We start from the raw sequence: 17130 nt of genomic DNA, 5'->3' as shown, positions 1-17130 counted from the left end.
TGTTTAAGTGCAAATTTTCACAATTTAATAAATCACCACTTAGTAAAAGAAGTGAAAATAAAGTGAAATAAGATAAATAGCAATTATAAAAACTGAATAAATCCTATGAATAAAAACGAAGATACCCCTGTCTTTCCAGGTAAAAATTAAGTACCCAATACACAATATTAAAACAATAATATACATAGGTGCTACCGCTAGCTTTGAAAAAAGCTGTGGAAAAGTCATTGCCATAATCGAATTTGTCATAATAATATAATTCCTTTATAAACGTTTTCGGTATTTGTTACTTATTAAGGATTTTTACATAATTGTTGATTTACTTGCCTCCTCAACAAATATCGGCACTTTACTGAATCATAACATTTTGGTACCTTTACGATTAAATTTTTTTGTTACTGCTTACTACACTAAACTGCAGCGTTAGCTTAACTGCTTAACAAGAAAAACGACTGTTCTTATTGAACAATCGCCTCCGTTAGCTTAAGTACATTTCTTCACAATATGTTCGTATTGTTCATTACCTTGTTCCAGAATACTTTCAAAATAGCTTAAAACTGAAACACTTTCTTAATCGTTTTATTATGTGATTTTAATTTAATGGAAATAATTCCATAACATTTAATAGCTATCCTTAATTAGTATTGAATCAATTAAAAAGGGAGTACCAAGCATGAAACTTAAAGCTATTATCTGTTTTTTTTTTAAAATGCATAAATTTAGTTATTATTCAGGTGAGTGTGTTAGGTGTGGTAAGATACGAGCACGAATAAGATGAACGATTATGCTTAAAACGATAGTTAGGGAATTCCCTGACTATTGCTTCAAGTACATAATATGAGTCAAATACGCATTAATCGTTTTTCTTCTTCAAAACTGCCCCTTTAGCACAACAACAAAAAAGGATTGCTGCAGCAATCCCTTCCTGAACTCAAGCCCCCGTTAGCGTAAGTACATTAATTCACAATCTTATTTTCCAGACCATGACATTTAAAGTTATAATTAGGATTTTTCCTAACCTCTTCTTTCTGAAGTTCATACATGGCTATTTTATAGTTTATTTCTTCCAAGTGTTTTAAACTTTCTTCAATTTTCTTCTGCACTTCCAATTTATGCTGTATCAACATTTCTTCTCTTTGCAAGAAGGTATGATTTCCTACTTCATAAAGTTCCTTATATTCTTTTATTTTAGAAAGAGGCATTCCTGTCTCTCTAAGACAACGAATAAAAGAAATCCAATCGATATGTTTTTCGCTATAAACTCTACGACCTTTTTCATCACGAGTTACATTTGGCAGTATCCCTTGCTCTTCATAAAATCTAAGTGTCTTTGCAGATATATTTAAGTTCTCCACTACATATTTCATTGAATACAACATTACTTATCCCACCTTTAGTTACAGTTACTGTAACTAAAAATATATCATAAAGGAGAATTAAAAACAAAAATCCTTTATATAATCATATAAAAATTAACACTTGACTTACCCTTGCGTTAACCAATTACACTAAAGTAGAACTTCTATTAGGGATAGTTGTAACGGCTCAGTCAGATTAACTCAACATTAGAAGAATATTCGATAGAGAGGTTAAAGAAATGAATCAAAAATACAGTAGGTTATTTGAATCCTTCACATTCAGAAGTGGAATAACAATTAAGAATAGAATCGTTATGGCACCTATGACAACCTGGTCAAGTAATGACGATCTTACCATTTCGGATGAAGAAGTAAAGTATTACAAACAAAGAGTGAATGGAGTAGGACTCGTCATTACAGGGTGTACTCATGTTACTCCTAATGGGCAAGGTTTTACGAATGAATTTGCTGGATACAATGATGAATTTACTCCAAGTTTACGAAAATTAGCTGATGCAGCGAAAAGTGGAGGCTCACCTGCGGTACTTCAGATTTTTCATGCAGGTAATAAAGCCCTGCCTGGATTGGATGCAGTTAGTGCGAGTGCATTGCAACCCGAAGTTACTAATTTAGGTTCAACTTCAGAAACAAGAGAACTTTCACATGAGGAGATCTTGTCGATTATACGTGCTTTTGGCGACACAACAAAAAGAGCGATTGAAGCTGGATTTGATGGCGTTGAAATTCATGGGGCTCATGGATTTTTAATTCAAAATTTCTGGTCACCAGCTACCAACCAGCGGACGGACCAATGGGGAGGATCACTTGAAAATCGTTTGCATTTTCCATTGGCGATTATTGAAGAAATTAAAAACGTAATTGAAAAACATGCTACAAAACCATTCATTTTAGGATACCGATTTTCACCTGAAGAATCCTCCAAAGAGGACGGATTACGTATGAAAGACACGTATGAATTAATTAATTTCCTTGTTGAACAGGATTTAGATTATATACATGCTTCATTAGATAATGTGTCTTCAAAACCAGTAGATAGTCAAGATGAAAAAACACGGCTTGAATTGATTCTTGAAAAAGCAAACGGTAAGGTACCTGTGTTGGCTGCTGGTTCGATAGTAACACCAGATGATGCTCTTAAAACTATGGAATTAGGATTGCCGTTAGTCGCCATTGGGCGTTCGTTAATTATGAACCCTGATTGGGTTGAAAAGGTCGCAAATGGACGTGAAGCCGAGATCGCTTCTGAGTTGAATGTTACGAAACTAGACCAGCTTAATATTCCAGAAAAACTATGGAATGTTATTCAAGCAATGCCAGGTTGGTTTAATATTGGTAAATAAAGAAGTAGTCCTATGGACTACTTTCTTTATTCTTTACTTTTAAATATATTGAACTAACCTGCCCAGTTAATTCAATAACTTCAACAATAAAGGAGTTAATCCTTCCTGGAATAACGCACCCTTAAGTCGAGCATTTTTATCAATTTTATTTTTTAACTTAAAAAGGGGTAGTACCAGCGAAGCTGACACCACCCGCAATGTAGATGTAATTAAATGGGGTATTATTTATTGATGACCTCGTTATATCCCTTCTGGGCATCGGTGATTGCAAGCTTTGAATAGACCTCCAAGGACTTGCGGCCATGCCCCTGCCCGCTTCCACTCCGTCCAACCAACTCCGCGTCAGGTCATGGTTCTGCCCCAATAAGGTGAAATTCACCGGCCTTTTTTAAAGGAACGACGAACCGCGGGCTCGGTGTCAGTCTTCGATTGCCTGGTAGACCATGGTCCAGAAGTCGTGGATAAGCCGCGTTGAATCCGGAGTGGACGCCCCGACCTGGGTGAGCAGGATTCCGGTGAGCTTTTTGTCCGGGTCAGCGTACGTCGCGGTGCCGCTTCCGCCGTCCCAGCCGAACTGGCCGATGGACGCGTAGTCACCACGGTAGGTGCGCACCGCCATCCCGAAGCCCCAGCCTCCGTGCTGCCCTTGGCCGAATGACACATGGACGTTGTTACGGGCCATGGCGTTTCGGGCGGCTTGTTGCTCGGGCGTGAGGCGGTTGGTGGTCATCAGCTGGACGGCGGGCCGGGATAGGATCCGTTCGGTCCCGTGCATCCCGTGATTCAGCAGCATCCGGAAGTAGGCGTGGTAGTCGTCGACGGTGGAGACCAGTCCGCCGCCGCCGCCCTGGAACGCCGGAGGCTGGCTGTGGCGCCCCCCCTTGGCTTCGTCCCACACTATGAACTCTCCGGTCTGCGGGTCGGGGGCGTAGAGGGTTGGCAGCCGGGCGATCTTGTCGGCGGGCACGTGGAAACCGGTGTCCTTCATGCCCAGGGGGTCGAAGATGCGTTCGCGTAGGAACGTTTCAAACGACTGGCCCGTGACCCTGGCGACGAGCACGCCGAGTAGATCGTTGCTGATGTGGTACTGCCAGCGCTCTCCGGGATGGTGCATCAGCGGAAGCGCGCCAAGGCGGCGCATCCACTCATCCGGCTCGGGCACCGGCTCCGGTAGATTGGGCGTGAGCCCCTGCTCGAAGATCGCGTTCATGATCGGAGTGCCAAGCGACGTCATATCCATGCCGAGCCCGAACGTGGAGGTCAGCAGGTCCCGTACGGTGATCGGCCGCCGCGCCGGCACGGTATCGTCCAGCGGGCCGTCGATCCGCTTCAGCACCCGCCGGTCGGCGAGTTCCGGCAGCCACTGCTCTACCAGGTCATCCAGCCGCAGTCTGCACTCGTCGAGCAGGACCATAGCCGCCGCGATCGTAACCGGCTTGGACGTCGAGGCCATCCGGAAGATCGTGTCCCGGCGCATTGGCGCACCACCGTCATGGCGCATCGTCCCGATCGCTTCGACGTGGGTCTCGTCGTACCGGCTGACCAGGGCGACGAGACCAGGAATCTTCCCGGATTCGACATGCCGTGCCAGCACGTCGCGCATTCTGCGCAGCCCAGTTTCGGAGAAGCCGCTGTTGCTTTGTACCGTTGTAATCTTTTTCATTTGGTTTCCCTCTCTTTACATTTTTATCAGCCTTATGGATATGTCCTGCGCTTAGCAGTGTAGAGCCAATTGTTCATCGGACGTTTATTCTCGGTTTCATCAAATTCAAAGTCACCATTATTCCGTAAGTAATCTTCTTTGACAACCGTTGTCTTGCACGCCCCATTGGAGCCGAGCAGGGCGAAAATACTGCCCTTATCCATTTAAGCTCCCACCTTCACGTTACCTAATTATGTATATTATGTAAGTAAATACATATTCCTTCTTCAACTATCCTGATCCGTTAGTTTGAGTGAAATATTTCACAAACTTTTTTTCTTCCCAGTGAATCGAGGAGAATCTTTTTCGAGATGGTGGATAGAAATCAAAAATTGTCGATGAGATCTAAATTAATATAATGGAAAAAAATGCTAAAATAAAGTCAAGTCAGTGTTGGGAAATTGCCTAGGTTAAACAGATTAGAAGTTTGGAGGGATTCATTTTGCAGAGAAAATGGTTTAGTCCTCTTGCCACGGCGTTTCTGCTGGTGTTTAGTTTTGCTATGGTTGTGCCCCTAGATTCCGCGTCCGCGGCATCCGGAGGATCTGGATCATCTCTTGTTAGTACAAGTGGGGCAATCCTTAAAAGAGGAAGCCGGGGACCTTCTGTAACAGAGCTACAGAGAAAACTGACATCGCTTGGATACAACACAAAAGGAATTGATGGAATCTTTGGAGTAAATACAGAAAATGCTGTCAGGCAATTCCAAAAAGCCCGTCATCTACAAGTAGATGGAATTGTGGGCCCGGTTACGGCAAAAGCGCTGGGAACAAACATTCCGAGCAACAGCATTGTATTGAATGTTCCACTGATTAATCAAATGGCTGCACCTCGTTTAAAAAATGGATGTGAGATGACCAGTTTAGCTATGGTTTTAAACTATCACGGTGTGAAAGTGACGAAAAATACATTAGCAAACCAGGTGAATAAAGTTCCTTGGATGTATAGTAATGGCTTAAGGGGAAACCCAAATATAGGGTTTGTAGGTGATATGGCAAACGGACCGGGGTTAGCTGTATACAATGGCCCCGTTTTATCACTTGCAAAAAAATATGTAGGAACTAAAGCTGTTAACCTAACGAAGAAGCCTTTTTCTGAAGTATTAGGCTATGTCGGGCAAGGGCTTCCAGTTTGGATTATAACGACAACCACTTTTGGACCGGTATCTAATTTCCAGTTGTGGAATACACCACAAGGACCGATTCGAATTACGTTTAGCGAGCATAGTGTTGTTATTACCGGTTATGATCAAAACTATATTTATATTAATAATCCTTATGGCTCTAAAAATCAGAGATTAAACAAGACTAACTTTATTAAAGCTTGGGAACAGATGGGTAGCCAAGCGATAGTCATATTAAAATAAAGTGCCTTTTATAAGGAAAAAGACAGCTAAAGTTTTTTATAAGTAGTTCAGTTTTGGAGTACAAAATGTAAATGGAATTGTCTGAGTAAATAACATCAATAAACGCAAAGAAGGGATAGCTTAATGACTATCCCTTAAATTCTCTATCGATTCCCGTTAAATAAATTTGTTGTCTGTTTTTATTGAGTGTCTTCGTCGCTTTTGTACTCCAAAATATCACCTGGCTGACAATCCAAAGTCTTACATATCGCTTCTAATGTTGAAAAACGAACCGCTTTTGCTTTCCCATTCTTCAGAATAGAAAGATTCGCCATAGTAATTCCAACCCTCTCCGAAAGCTCCGTTACGCTCATTTTTCGTTTTGCTAACATCACATCAATATTAATAATAATTGCCATATCCTCCACCTCAGACCGTCAAATCATTTTCTGATTTTATGTTAATCGCTTCTTGTAGTAGCCGTTGGAGGATAGCAGCAAAAACGGCGATAACCAACGAAGCAAAAATGATGATGAGTCCCATTAATCCAATAGGAGGGTCAACTTTCTTCGCTATAAAATGAAAGAGTGGCAAACCTAATACATACAAACCACTGATTGTAATCGCACAGCACTTTATGTTCTTTAACGCCTTTACAGATAATTCCGAGAACGCTGTGTTCTCGTCAATGTACCGTAAAAGGTTGAAAGCCTGATAGAGAGCAAAGTAAAAAGGAACAGCCGCTCCATACATCACGATGAAAATGAGATATTTCATTGGAGAAATATTTGGATACAATTTTGCTGCAAAATTCGCCATACGGGGCACTAAAAATATACATAAAGCAAGCACTGCAATTCCAGCCAGAAAAATAATTACCTTTAAGAAAGTGGTTGAACCTCTTTTACCATTCATTTAAAACACCTCACTTATTTAATGACAACATGATTTTAGCACATTATTTATCGTTTTACAATAAATTAGTATTGTTTTTTATTATATTATTATTGTAATGGAATATACTTGGGCTGACTATACTTAGCTTATTTTTGTAGTTGAAGGTGTAGGTAAATCCAGCAAGGTAAAAAAAATGACGTATCAATTTGATACGTCATTTTTAATGCCATTTGTTCGATATACAGCCGAAAACGAAACCCTTTATTAAGATTTCAAATTATAGGAATATCCGCTGGAATAGCCATATCGCACCTAAAGCCACAATCGCATAGGAACCGTAAACAACAATCTTTCCAGAATTTCTTAGCTTAAACAAGTACGATAACAATGGAAGCAGCAACAAAACGATCGTTAGCTGAACGGCTTCAATGCCCAAATTGAAGTTGAGCAATGCGACAGCTAAGTGGCTCTTCGGAATCCTCATTTCTTTTAAAATCGTCGCAAAACCGAGACCGTGGATCAAACCAAACAAGAAGGTGATGCTCCAGCGATAGCGGATTTCTTTTCTAAAAATATTCTCAGCGGCTACATAACAAATACTAAAGGCAATCGCCGCTTCGACAAACCGTGAAGGCAATGTGACCCAACCTAATACAGCCAAGCTGAGCGAAATACTATGTGCAATCGTAAAGGCTGTGACAATTGCGGCATACTGTTTAAAGGTTTGCTTTCGCAATAACAAGGCAAGCAAGAACAATAGGTGGTCATAGCCAGTTAAGATATGAAGCATTCCTAATTTAAAAAACGAAAACCATGAAGTTGCCGCCGTTTTTTCAACAGGCTTTTCCACCTGCGCAGGCTGCACCTGCGTAGTGTCAGGCGGTGCCGTTTGGCCTTGCTCCTGTTGGACCTCGGTAACTAAAAACGTCCAGGTTCGCTCTTTACCTTGTAAGACACCTTCACTAGATTCCCCATAAATCGAAGCCGTGATCAGGTCCACATAGTTGGTACCGGTGTCATGATAATAAAAACCATCATTATAGTTAATCGTGTCACCCGGTGAAAAGGCCGGGAACGACATAGTAGTTGATAGATACTCTTTATTTTCTTTTTTAACGAGCTTCATAGATTCAATCGTTGGAGTTTGTTCCTCATTTCCTTTATCAAGGGTAAGGCCTTCCTCGATTAACTCTTCCAAATGATGCTTATTCTTGTTGATTTCCGACTTTTCAAGGACAAAGTTTTTGTTTGCATCGAGATGGGGTACTAATTCTATAACGGATAGCGTGTCAAGGGTAAAGACTATTTCGGTATGTTTGCTGTCCATAGTTATCTTTGTATAGCTGGCACTATAGGCGTGCGCTTCAGCGGGCTTAGGCCATGAAATAAACGCAATCAGCAAAAGTGACAGGAAAATAGCAATTAGTCGCTTAAAACCAAGGAATGACGGAATCTTTTTGTTCATAAAAACCATATAGCCCCCTAAAAACTATCATGAAATAATAAATAAACATCAATATCTCTTTCATCTAATCATATTTTACGGTACTAGTATACAGTTGGATAGAATTTCTGACAAAGATTTATTGTAAAGATTGTAAATACTATATAAATGCTAAAAAAAATTTTGTAGAATAATAGTGTAATTTAGAAAATTCAAGAAAGAGGGGGCAGTCACAAGGGAGATAGGGGTTTAAAAAAAGATAAAAGGGTGGAGTTTGAATGAAGGGGAAGAATAGGAAGTATAAGCGTTGGACGAGCTTGTTTATGGCAGCGCTTTTATTGATCAGTACGTTTTTGCCGAGTAGTTTAATAGGCAGAGCGCATGCGGAACAGGCTGATCATGTGGTTATCTCCCAATATTTTGGGGGTGGAGGTAACGCAGGAGCTCCATACAAAAATGACTTTATAGAACTATATAATCCCACTGATCAAGATGTAGTCCTTGATAATTGGTCTGTCCAATACGCGTCAACGACAGGGACTACATGGCAGGTTACTGCATTAAAGGGAACGATTAAAGCACATGGCTATTACTTAGTTGCTGAGGGAGCAGGTGCTGGAAATGGCGCTGACCTTCCAGCCGCTGATGCTACAGGCGCCTTAACTATGTCTGGAACCGGAGCAAAGATAGCCTTATTTAAAGATAAAACTACGGCAGCATCTGGGTCAAAACCAGCAGATACCGTAGACTTCGTTGGAATGGGCGGTGCCAATTCTTTTGAAGGAACAGGAGCTACTAAAGCACCATCTAATACAACAAGTGTACAGCGCAGACCTTACGCAAATGTAGATCCGGCTCCTGGCAAAGGAAACGCCTGGGATACAGATGATAACGCTGCGGACTTCTACGTAGGAGCAGTTGCGGCTCCAAGAAACACTGCAAGCCCAACAGAAGACCCAATGGTCCCAGTAACAAGCTTACAGCCAAAAGGTATGAACATTCAATTCTTACAAGACGGCACAACGGGAATCGTAACAGGGAAACCGGGAGCAGTAGAACCAGGTTCAATTGTAAAAGTATATGAAACGGCAGCAAAAGGAACGGCCCTTGGTACAGCCACTGCCAATGCTGACGGTTCATTTAAAGTAGATATCACTAAAACACTATCCTCTGTGTATGTTGCTGCTACACAAACGGGTCTGGCTGAAAGTGCAGCGATCCAAATCAACGCAGCAGCACCAAGTACATCAGTCACTCAGGCGAAACTAAGCTATGTAGTAGCGGATGAGATTGGTACACTAGTTTGCGGCGCAGGGGCGGCTGCAGCTAATGCCATCATCAATGTTTACGCAAATGAAGCAGCAACAGAAAAATTAAACGCACAAGATGTAACGGCTGGATCATCCGGAGAATTCAACGTTACCATCAACAACGCGCCAAACACTGTGTATGTCACGCAAACCACCAGCTCAGCGAAAGGAATCATGCTGCAAAGCACGCCGGTATCTGTAACAAAAGCCGACACAACCGCAGTAACAAAAATTGCTGAAGTTCGCACATCCGATACAAAAGGACAGCCAGTTAACCTTAATAAGTACTTTACCATCGAAGGTGTGGCTACTGTTGATAACCAAATTCTTGGAACCCAGAAGCAAAACTTCTATATCCAAGATGATACAGCGGGGATCAACATTTTTCATACTTCCCTAGATTTAGGTTATCAGATCCTTAAAGGAGATAAGGTCCGCATCACAGGGAAAGTCCTAGTCTATAATGGCTTAACCGAATTCGAACCAACTTCAATTGAAAAAATCAGTGAAGGAAATCCTATTCCGACAGCTAAAACCGTAACGATCAATGATCTAAACACCTATGCAACAGCGGAACCGTTAGAAGGAAGCCTTGTAACGGCAACAGGAAAAGTTTCAGCAGTGGCTGCTTCAGGTGCCAACTATAACGTTACCTTTGTCGATGATAACAACAAAACCACGACACTAAGGGTGATGGGAGCAACAGGAATTAAACCAGATACAGATCTTGTAACTGGAAAAAGCTATACTGTAACAGGTGTGTTAGGCCAATATACAACCAACGCATCAGCAACAAACGGTTATCAGCTTTACCCTCGTAATGTCAAAGATATTGCGCCAATGTTAGGCATATCACACACGCCATTAACTCAAGTATATAATGGCGCAAATGTCGAGTTTGAAGCAAATGCTGACGGGGCGGAATCTGTAAAGGTTTATTACAGAGCAACAGGCACCACCGACTTCACGGCCTTGCCAATGGTCAATGGCGGAGATGGACGTTATACAGCCACACTAACAGCTGCAAACGTGCCGCAAAACGGTTTTGAATATTACATTGAAGCAAAAGCAGGTACTCAAGTTCAAACTTCTGGTTCCAGTGACGTTCCATATCCAGTAACCTTAATCGAGGATACAGAAGGACCAGCGATTACCGGTATGACTCCACAGGACACAACAAAAGTAGAAAGCCCAACACCAGAGATTTCTGCTTTAATTGATGATCCAAGCGGCGTCGACGAAACAACAGTTCAAATGTGGCTGGACAGCAAAGAGCTAACCGCTCCAGCAGCAACCATCAGCAAAACACAGGTAAAATATGTACCTGAACAAGACCTTGCGCTTGGTACACACATCGTGAAGGTTACAGCAAAAGATACAAAAGGCAACAGGACAGAAAAAACATGGACATTTGAAGTGGTACCACGTTTTACAGGCGGTAATCACTACCGAGGTACAACGCATAACCACACAAACATTTCCCATGACGCCGCAGGTACTCCTGAGGATGCGTTAAAAGCGGGTAAATATCATCACTACGATTGGTTTGCCTTCTCCGACCATTCACATGATATCGACCCTGAAAAATTAGGAACAGACACGGTTGTTCGTAAAACAGCAGATGGCAAGGATGTACCAGAACGTTCAGGTGGATCGGACTGGCAATTAACAAAAGATCTAGCTAAACAGTACACAACCAATGATTATGTCGTATTCCCGGCGTTTGAGATGACGTCAACAACATGGGGACACTCCAATATCTTCGGAACCGATAACTTTATCGACCGAAATATAAACGGCAAGCAATACCAAGACTTAAGCCAGTACTATGCATGGGTCATGACATACGACGACCTCGTCGGTCAATTCAACCATCCGGATATGTCAGCCAATGCGTTCAACAACTTTAAGCCTTATGACGCGAATGTAGACAAGCTATTTACGATGTTAGAAGTAGGTAATGGGTCCGGACACTACGGCTATGCCAATGCGGAAACAAAATTCTACTCTGCCTTAGATTTAGGCTGGCATGTCGCACCAACGTATGGGGAGGACAACCATGAAGGAACATGGGGTCAAGTCAATGCCCGTACAGTGATCGTGGCAAGTGACCTGACGCAGGCATCCCTGCTGCACTCGATGCGTAATATGCGCGTCTACATGGAAGAAGATCCTAACTTCACGTTAGACGTATTAGCCAACGGCTACTACATGGGTTCAACAGTCGACAGCAAAACCCTAAAATTTGATATTAAGGGAAGCGACTTAGTAGCGGAAGCTCATAACGACACGGATTATAGCTATTTACCAACAAGCTATAAATCAGATGATAGAATCCAAAAAGTAGAACTCATTACAAATGGCGGTAAAGTAGTCGATTCTTATGAGCCGATGACAAAGGACTTCAAATGGACACCTTCTTATACCGTAACAGGCGGCCAGCAATGGTTTGTCGTAAAAGTAACACAAATGGATGGTGAAAGAATTTATTCTTCACCAATCTGGTCAAAAGAAGAGCCAGTCGACGTAAAAGTAAACAGCATCGATGTGGACGGCGGCGTCATCATTGGCGGCAACCCGGCAACATTAAAAGCTACTGTTGCGAACAATGGTACACAACCCGTCAGAAATCTAAAAGTAGACTTCTATTATGATGAAGTAAAAGAAGACCATTTTATCGGGACAAACAACATTTCTTCGATCCTGACGAAAGCTTCTGCAACCGCATCTGCGATATGGGCTGCCCCATCGATAGGCGACCATCAGATTATTGCAGTTGTGACCTCTTTAGATGGTCTGGATCTGGGAGATACGAAGTTTGTTTTACCAGTAAAAATTAAAGAGCCGCTCGGCGTGAAGGTGTTAATCGATGCCAACCATGGCAATGAAAATACCTCAGGTGACAGCGGAACGTATAAGGACAACTTAAAATCCTTTACCTTAATGCTTCAAAAAGAAGGCTACACCGTGGCTGAAAATAAAACAGCCCTTACGGATGAAGTGTTAAATGGTGTAAAAGTATTAGTACTCACACACCCAAGAACAGCCTTAACAGCAGCTGAAAATGCGGCTGTGGCGAAGTTTGTGCAAAATGGCGGTTCCTTGTTAATGGCAGGGAAGAGCAATAATAGCACAGACCCAACGATTAACAACGCCTTACTTGGCGCGATGGGATCAACCATCCGCATGGGCAACGATGGCGTCTTTGACGACAGCAAGAGCGGTAACTTCTGGAGTGATCCAAAGGTGAGCCCGTATGCCGTCAGATTACATCCAGGCTTAGTTTCCAACTTAATTACCGACCGCGTATCATTTATTGATTACTACAGCGGAACAAGCTTATCTGGAGCCGATAATCAGGCATTAACAGACGGCGGTAAAGTAACCATCCTTGCAAAAGGAAATGAAACCACCTATCAAGGAAACATTAAAGGCGGATATACCTACGATAATGTCTCCGATGAAACAGGCGGTTCAGCGATTCCAATGATTGCGTCAGAAGAAATCGGTACCGAAGGACGTATTGTCGTTTCCGGTATGAACATCTTCAATGACAAACAAATGGATGAATCGTACGAGCCAAAAGGAAACGACGAATTCACAATAAATGCCGTCAACTGGCTAGCACATCGTGAAACGACAGTGTCCAAAATTGCTGATGTACGTTCGAAAGTAGATGGCACAGATGTAGTCGTGGAAGGTACAGTAACAACAGGGGCCGGCAATTTCTTCGATGCGTTCTACTTGCAGGACGAAACCGGCGGTATTATGGCATTCCAAGAAGTTCCCGAAGGATCGCTGAAATTAGGCGATAAAGTACGTGTTCATGGACACATCAAGACCTTTGAAAATAACAAAGAATTAGAGTTTACTAGCTTTGCAAGTGACGTGATTAAAATTGGTTCAGGAGATCCAGTCAAGCCTAAGACAGTGGCAACAGGTGAAGCAACATCTGCTGCTAACCAAGGTCTGCTTGTAAAAGTAAAAGGAACAGTTCAATCCAAGTATGACGACAATTCTTATGTGATCAACGATGGTTCAGGAGATGTATTAGTCTTTACAGACGGATATATCGTTAACCAAAGCGGTCCTGTTCCTACTCTTAAAGTAGGAGACATGTTAGAAGCAGTTGGTCTTTCTGGGGCATTCTCAGAAGGCACACGGATCCGTGTCAGAGATACAAAAGAATTAGTTGGCTTTGATAAAACCGCTCCTGAAGCACCAGCCGTAAATGGAATAACAGATAAAGATGAAGTCATCACGGGTACAACAGAAGCCAATGCGACTGTAAAAGCTGTGGCAGGCGGCCAAGAAATTGGTACAGCAACAGCTGATGGTGATGGTAAATTTACAATGACAATTACAAAACAAACAGCGGGAACTACAGTTGCCGTAACAGCTACAGATGCTGCTGGCAATGCTAGTACCGCAACAGAAGTAACGGTAATCGATGTAACGGCACCAGCTGCCCCAGTCATTAACCCAGTAAACGATAATGACGTCGTGATGACTGGTAAGGCAGAGGCTGGCTCATTCGTTGTGGCAAAGGTGAATGGCCAGCCGATCGGTACAGCAACTGCTCGATTTGATGGAACATATTCCATTAGTGTGGCAAAGCAAACAGCCGCTTCAACCATCTCGATTACAGCTGTTGATGCCGCTGGCAATACTAGCGAAGCAACACAGGTAACTGTTACAGATGAAAAAGTAACAAAAGTGAGTGTAACAACAGCTAAGCCTGGTACACAGGTATTTAAAGAATCGATTCAATTTATCGCGACCTCTGAAGGAAGCAGAACTCCTGAATATCGTTTCTATATCATTGATAAAAAGGGAGATACAATCTATTCGCAAGATTATGGGGTAAGCAATACTTTGAATTGGACAGCTAAAATTCCGGGCACCTATAAAGTTGTGGTTGAGGCAAAGGATCAGTTTAATTTCGGTCTATTCTCAACTTACTCTGAGGCAAAATCGGAATTAACCTTTGAGGTTGCTGCAGGCAAGGTAGCTAAATAGTTTTTAAAAGCTTAAATATTTTTTCATAGTTTGTTCATATACAGAAGATAGAATAAGGACATGGAAAGGAAATGCTAATTTAACTTTTTCATGACCCCCTTGTGTATATCATATTTATCCGGCCTAGTGCCGGATATTTTTTTTGCTGAAAAATTTGCTAGTTTTAGGAGTTGGCCGGTAAATTATAAAAATTGGCCGGTAAAATTCAAAAATGGCAGGTATTTTTTCAAACCGGCAGGTATTTACGCCCAAGTGTCCGGTAAAAGGCTCAAACCGGCAGGTAACCCCTCAAATGCCCACCCACATATAAAAAAGGACTCTTACAACGTATGTAAGAGTCCTCCATATTTAATATACCTTTACAAAAACCGAGCGACTTTGATTACCCGCCTTGTCCATAGCGGAAACATCAAGAATGGATCCCTTTGCTTGAGCTCTTATGGCAGCTTTAAAATTACCGTACCGGTCGGAAACAGCTTTTCCTACCAGGCTAGTGCCCTTATAGATATAAACTGTTGCTCCAACTTCCGCTTTCCCTGTCACAGTGGTTGATTTATAGGTCACCTTGTTCACAGTCGGAGCGGCAGGAGGGGTCTTATCGACCACCGTTACCGAAGTAACACTCTGATTGCCTGCTTTATCACTTGCATAAATCGTGACAACCGTTCCAGTCTTTTGCTTACCGATCAGTTTGATCACAAAGTTTCCAACCGTATTAGCAGTACCTTGACCTAAAACAGTGGTTCCTCTCTTTATGACTACCTTAGCACCAGCTTCCGTTTTTCCGATGACAACAGTTTGATTATCTTTAATAGAAGTGACAGCTGGTTTTCCAGGAGCAGTCTTATCTAAGACGGTGACCGTCACATCACTACTCTTATTTCCGCCGCTGTCCTGAGCATAAATGGTCAGTTTAGTTCCGGCCTTTTGCACAGCGATCTTTACCGAAAAAGCCCCAGTACTAGCTGCAACAGCCATTCCTAAAACAGTGGTTCCGGATTTTACATATACAGTTGAACCAGCTTCGGCTTTCCCTGTCACCGTTGTTTGATTATCACCGACAGGATTGACACTTGGCGCAGCCGGAGGGAGTGTGTCTTTGACCGTTATGGAAGTGGTACCACTCATGTTCCCAGCTGCATCGACTGCATAAACAGACAAGATGCTGCCGCCAGGTTGTTTTAAAATAGGTACACTAAAATTACCGGCATCATCAGCAACAGCACTTCCAAGTTCGGTGCTACCGTTCTTTACATAAACGGTCGCCCCAGCCTCCGTAATGCCTGTTACGGTGGTATCCTGATCACTCACCTGATTAACCGTTGAAAGTACCGGCGGAGTCGTATCAATTTCGTCTCCTAAGACCGTATACGTGATATCCGAACCTTTATCTTCGGGTGCTGTAAAAGGTAAATCAACTAATTTAACAATCGCGCCGCCACCGTGTAAATCCGTTCCATTACCGGTGTAAATCTTTGGATTGAGCGCGGCAAACGCGGGCTCGCCTTTAAATCCATATAATCCAGTTGCCTGCTTTAACAATAAGGCCTCTCTAAATGAGGTCATAAACTTTCCAAATGTCATCTCAGGGTCAATATATTTATGGATCACATCTTCGACAGCACGATAATCATTGTTGGGATCATCTAATATTTCCTTAAATATTTGGTCGCCCTGGTTGGCCTGGAGCTTTAGATATTGGGAAAACAAATAGGATAAGGAGTAATTCGCCAAAACGTCTCCTTCTTCATCCCAATACAGTAACGAATGACCTGCTGTGATCGAATCAGAGTAATTGTAATAAGCAATCCGGTCGGTTAGTGGGCTGCCCGTATACATCTGTTCCGCCGCCATAGACATTCCTTCATCTAACCATGTATCCATTTGGGTAGTACTGCCTTCCACAAAGGCCGTACGGTTAAAGTTCACCATGTGTTGGAATTCATGTGCTAAGGTGCTGTAAGCTTCTGAAACAACCTTTACGGAATCTGTTCCCATGGTTGGATAGGTATCAATATTGAAGACTTCCATTTGATTGGAGTCAGGCAGGTCAAATAAATCGTAAGGCGAGAAATAACCTGCTACATATCCGCCGTTTCCGCTAAAGCCATCCTGGATATCATAGCAAAGGATATTTACTTTCCCATTTCCATCCACATCTGATTCAGGCCCAAAGTTGGTATTAACGAGAGGTTTAATTTTATTATCAAACTCTTCACCCAGCTTTTGAGCATCTAAATCAGTAATTTGATCATTGTAGACCCATACATTTGATTTTGTCCCGCTGTATAGCAATTTAGCGGTAATTTGATAATCTGTATTTGTTTCGATATTGGTTACCCAAAAGGCTTTGCTGTCTCCTACCGCAAAAGGGATAAACATCGTATTTCGACGAACTTTCTTATTTTTGTTTTTTGCGATATTAAAAGGTTTGACTAGATCCATTTTATAAGCACTAGGGTGCAACTTTTTATTAAACGCATAGTTTTTATTGTTAATATTAAAAGATCCAGTAAAGGCTAATCCATCTCCATTGTTAGATTCATTATCGATGACCACATAGCCCTGACCTGCTGCTAGAGCATCAGCGGTTTCTCCAGCAGAAACAGAGAATAGTAGAAGGCTGGATAAGACGATACAAAATAATCGTTTGAATGTATTCATAAGAGCTCCTCTCAAATCATTGGTTTCTAT

10 protein-coding genes are annotated in these 17130 nt (G+C 42.2%); 3 read left to right on the top strand and 7 right to left on the bottom strand.

Going from position 1 to position 17130, the window contains the following annotated elements:
* Positions 1–956: 956 nt before the first annotated feature.
* Complete coding sequence (locus tag AAHB15_RS18020) at positions 957–1379, bottom strand: MerR family transcriptional regulator (protein ID WP_342043020.1); 423 nt, start codon at positions 1377–1379, stop codon at positions 957–959.
* A 218-nt stretch (positions 1380–1597) separates the two neighbouring features.
* Between AAHB15_RS18020 and AAHB15_RS18015 the strand changes: the two genes are divergently transcribed.
* Entirely contained in the window at positions 1598–2719 is a 1122-nt protein-coding gene (locus AAHB15_RS18015) for an NADH-dependent flavin oxidoreductase (protein WP_342043019.1), read from the top strand.
* A 418-nt stretch (positions 2720–3137) separates the two neighbouring features.
* Here the strand turns inward: AAHB15_RS18015 and AAHB15_RS18010 are convergent, their stop codons facing one another.
* Both AAHB15_RS18010 and AAHB15_RS18005 read right to left on the bottom strand, forming a co-directional pair.
* The gene (locus AAHB15_RS18010) at positions 3138–4382 is read right to left on the bottom strand and encodes a serine hydrolase domain-containing protein (RefSeq protein ID WP_342043018.1); all 1245 of its coding nucleotides are present in this window, start codon (positions 4380–4382) and stop codon (positions 3138–3140) included.
* Positions 4383–4414: 32 nt separating this feature from the next.
* Positions 4415–4585: a hypothetical protein gene (locus AAHB15_RS18005; protein WP_342043017.1), complete on the bottom strand. Its 171-nt coding sequence runs from the start codon at positions 4583–4585 to the stop codon at positions 4415–4417.
* Positions 4586–4863: 278 nt separating this feature from the next.
* On the opposite strand from AAHB15_RS18005, the gene AAHB15_RS18000 reads away from it, so the two are divergent.
* Positions 4864–5787, top strand: a complete 924-nt coding sequence (locus AAHB15_RS18000; protein ID WP_342043016.1) for a C39 family peptidase — start codon at positions 4864–4866, stop codon at positions 5785–5787.
* Between the two features lie 179 nt (positions 5788–5966).
* Here AAHB15_RS18000 and AAHB15_RS17995 read toward each other — a convergent pair whose 3' ends face one another.
* The 3 genes from AAHB15_RS17995 to AAHB15_RS17985 form a co-directional block, all read right to left on the bottom strand.
* Positions 5967–6185 (bottom strand): helix-turn-helix domain-containing protein, encoded by a 219-nt coding sequence (locus tag AAHB15_RS17995; protein ID WP_004434885.1) that lies wholly within the window; start codon positions 6183–6185, stop codon positions 5967–5969.
* A gap of 10 nt (positions 6186–6195) precedes the next feature.
* Positions 6196–6681 carry a DUF2975 domain-containing protein gene (locus AAHB15_RS17990; protein ID WP_342043015.1) on the bottom strand — a complete coding sequence of 162 codons (486 nt, stop codon included), beginning with the start codon at positions 6679–6681 and terminating at the stop codon, positions 6196–6198.
* A 259-nt stretch (positions 6682–6940) separates the two neighbouring features.
* On the bottom strand, positions 6941–8137 hold the full coding sequence (locus tag AAHB15_RS17985) for a HupE/UreJ family protein (protein WP_342043014.1): 1197 nt from the start codon (positions 8135–8137) through the stop codon (positions 6941–6943).
* Between the two features lie 248 nt (positions 8138–8385).
* Between AAHB15_RS17985 and AAHB15_RS17980 the strand changes: the two genes are divergently transcribed.
* Positions 8386–14436, top strand: a complete 6051-nt coding sequence (locus tag AAHB15_RS17980; protein WP_342043013.1) for an Ig-like domain-containing protein — start codon at positions 8386–8388, stop codon at positions 14434–14436.
* Positions 14437–14784: 348 nt separating this feature from the next.
* Here AAHB15_RS17980 and AAHB15_RS17975 read toward each other — a convergent pair whose 3' ends face one another.
* A complete protein-coding gene (locus tag AAHB15_RS17975; protein WP_342043012.1) occupies positions 14785–17100 on the bottom strand; it encodes an Ig-like domain-containing protein in 2316 nt (771 codons plus the stop codon).
* Positions 17101–17130: the final 30 nt, after the last annotated feature.

Source organism: Bacillus sp. OTU2372 (assembly GCF_038440275.1).
Classification (GTDB): Bacteria; Bacillota; Bacilli; order Bacillales; family Cytobacillaceae; genus Neobacillus; species Neobacillus bataviensis_B.
Note: the sequence above shows the minus strand (reverse complement) of the source record. Positions and strands in the feature narration are given on the sequence as shown.

Excerpts from the sequence above, each read along its gene's own strand:
- AAHB15_RS18020 (WP_342043020.1), bottom strand. The coding sequence starts at position 1,379 with ATGTTGTATTCAATGAAATATGTAGTGGAGAACTTAAATATATCTGCA.
- AAHB15_RS18015 (WP_342043019.1), top strand. The coding sequence starts at position 1,598 with ATGAATCAAAAATACAGTAGGTTATTTGAATCCTTCACATTCAGAAGT.
- AAHB15_RS18010 (WP_342043018.1), bottom strand. The coding sequence starts at position 4,382 with ATGAAAAAGATTACAACGGTACAAAGCAACAGCGGCTTCTCCGAAACT.
- AAHB15_RS18005 (WP_342043017.1), bottom strand. The coding sequence starts at position 4,585 with ATGGATAAGGGCAGTATTTTCGCCCTGCTCGGCTCCAATGGGGCGTGC.
- AAHB15_RS17995 (WP_004434885.1), bottom strand. The coding sequence starts at position 6,185 with ATGGCAATTATTATTAATATTGATGTGATGTTAGCAAAACGAAAAATG.
- AAHB15_RS17990 (WP_342043015.1), bottom strand. The coding sequence starts at position 6,681 with ATGAATGGTAAAAGAGGTTCAACCACTTTCTTAAAGGTAATTATTTTT.
- AAHB15_RS17985 (WP_342043014.1), bottom strand. The coding sequence starts at position 8,137 with ATGGTTTTTATGAACAAAAAGATTCCGTCATTCCTTGGTTTTAAGCGA.
- AAHB15_RS17980 (WP_342043013.1), top strand. The coding sequence starts at position 8,386 with ATGAAGGGGAAGAATAGGAAGTATAAGCGTTGGACGAGCTTGTTTATG.
- AAHB15_RS17975 (WP_342043012.1), bottom strand. The coding sequence starts at position 17,100 with ATGAATACATTCAAACGATTATTTTGTATCGTCTTATCCAGCCTTCTA.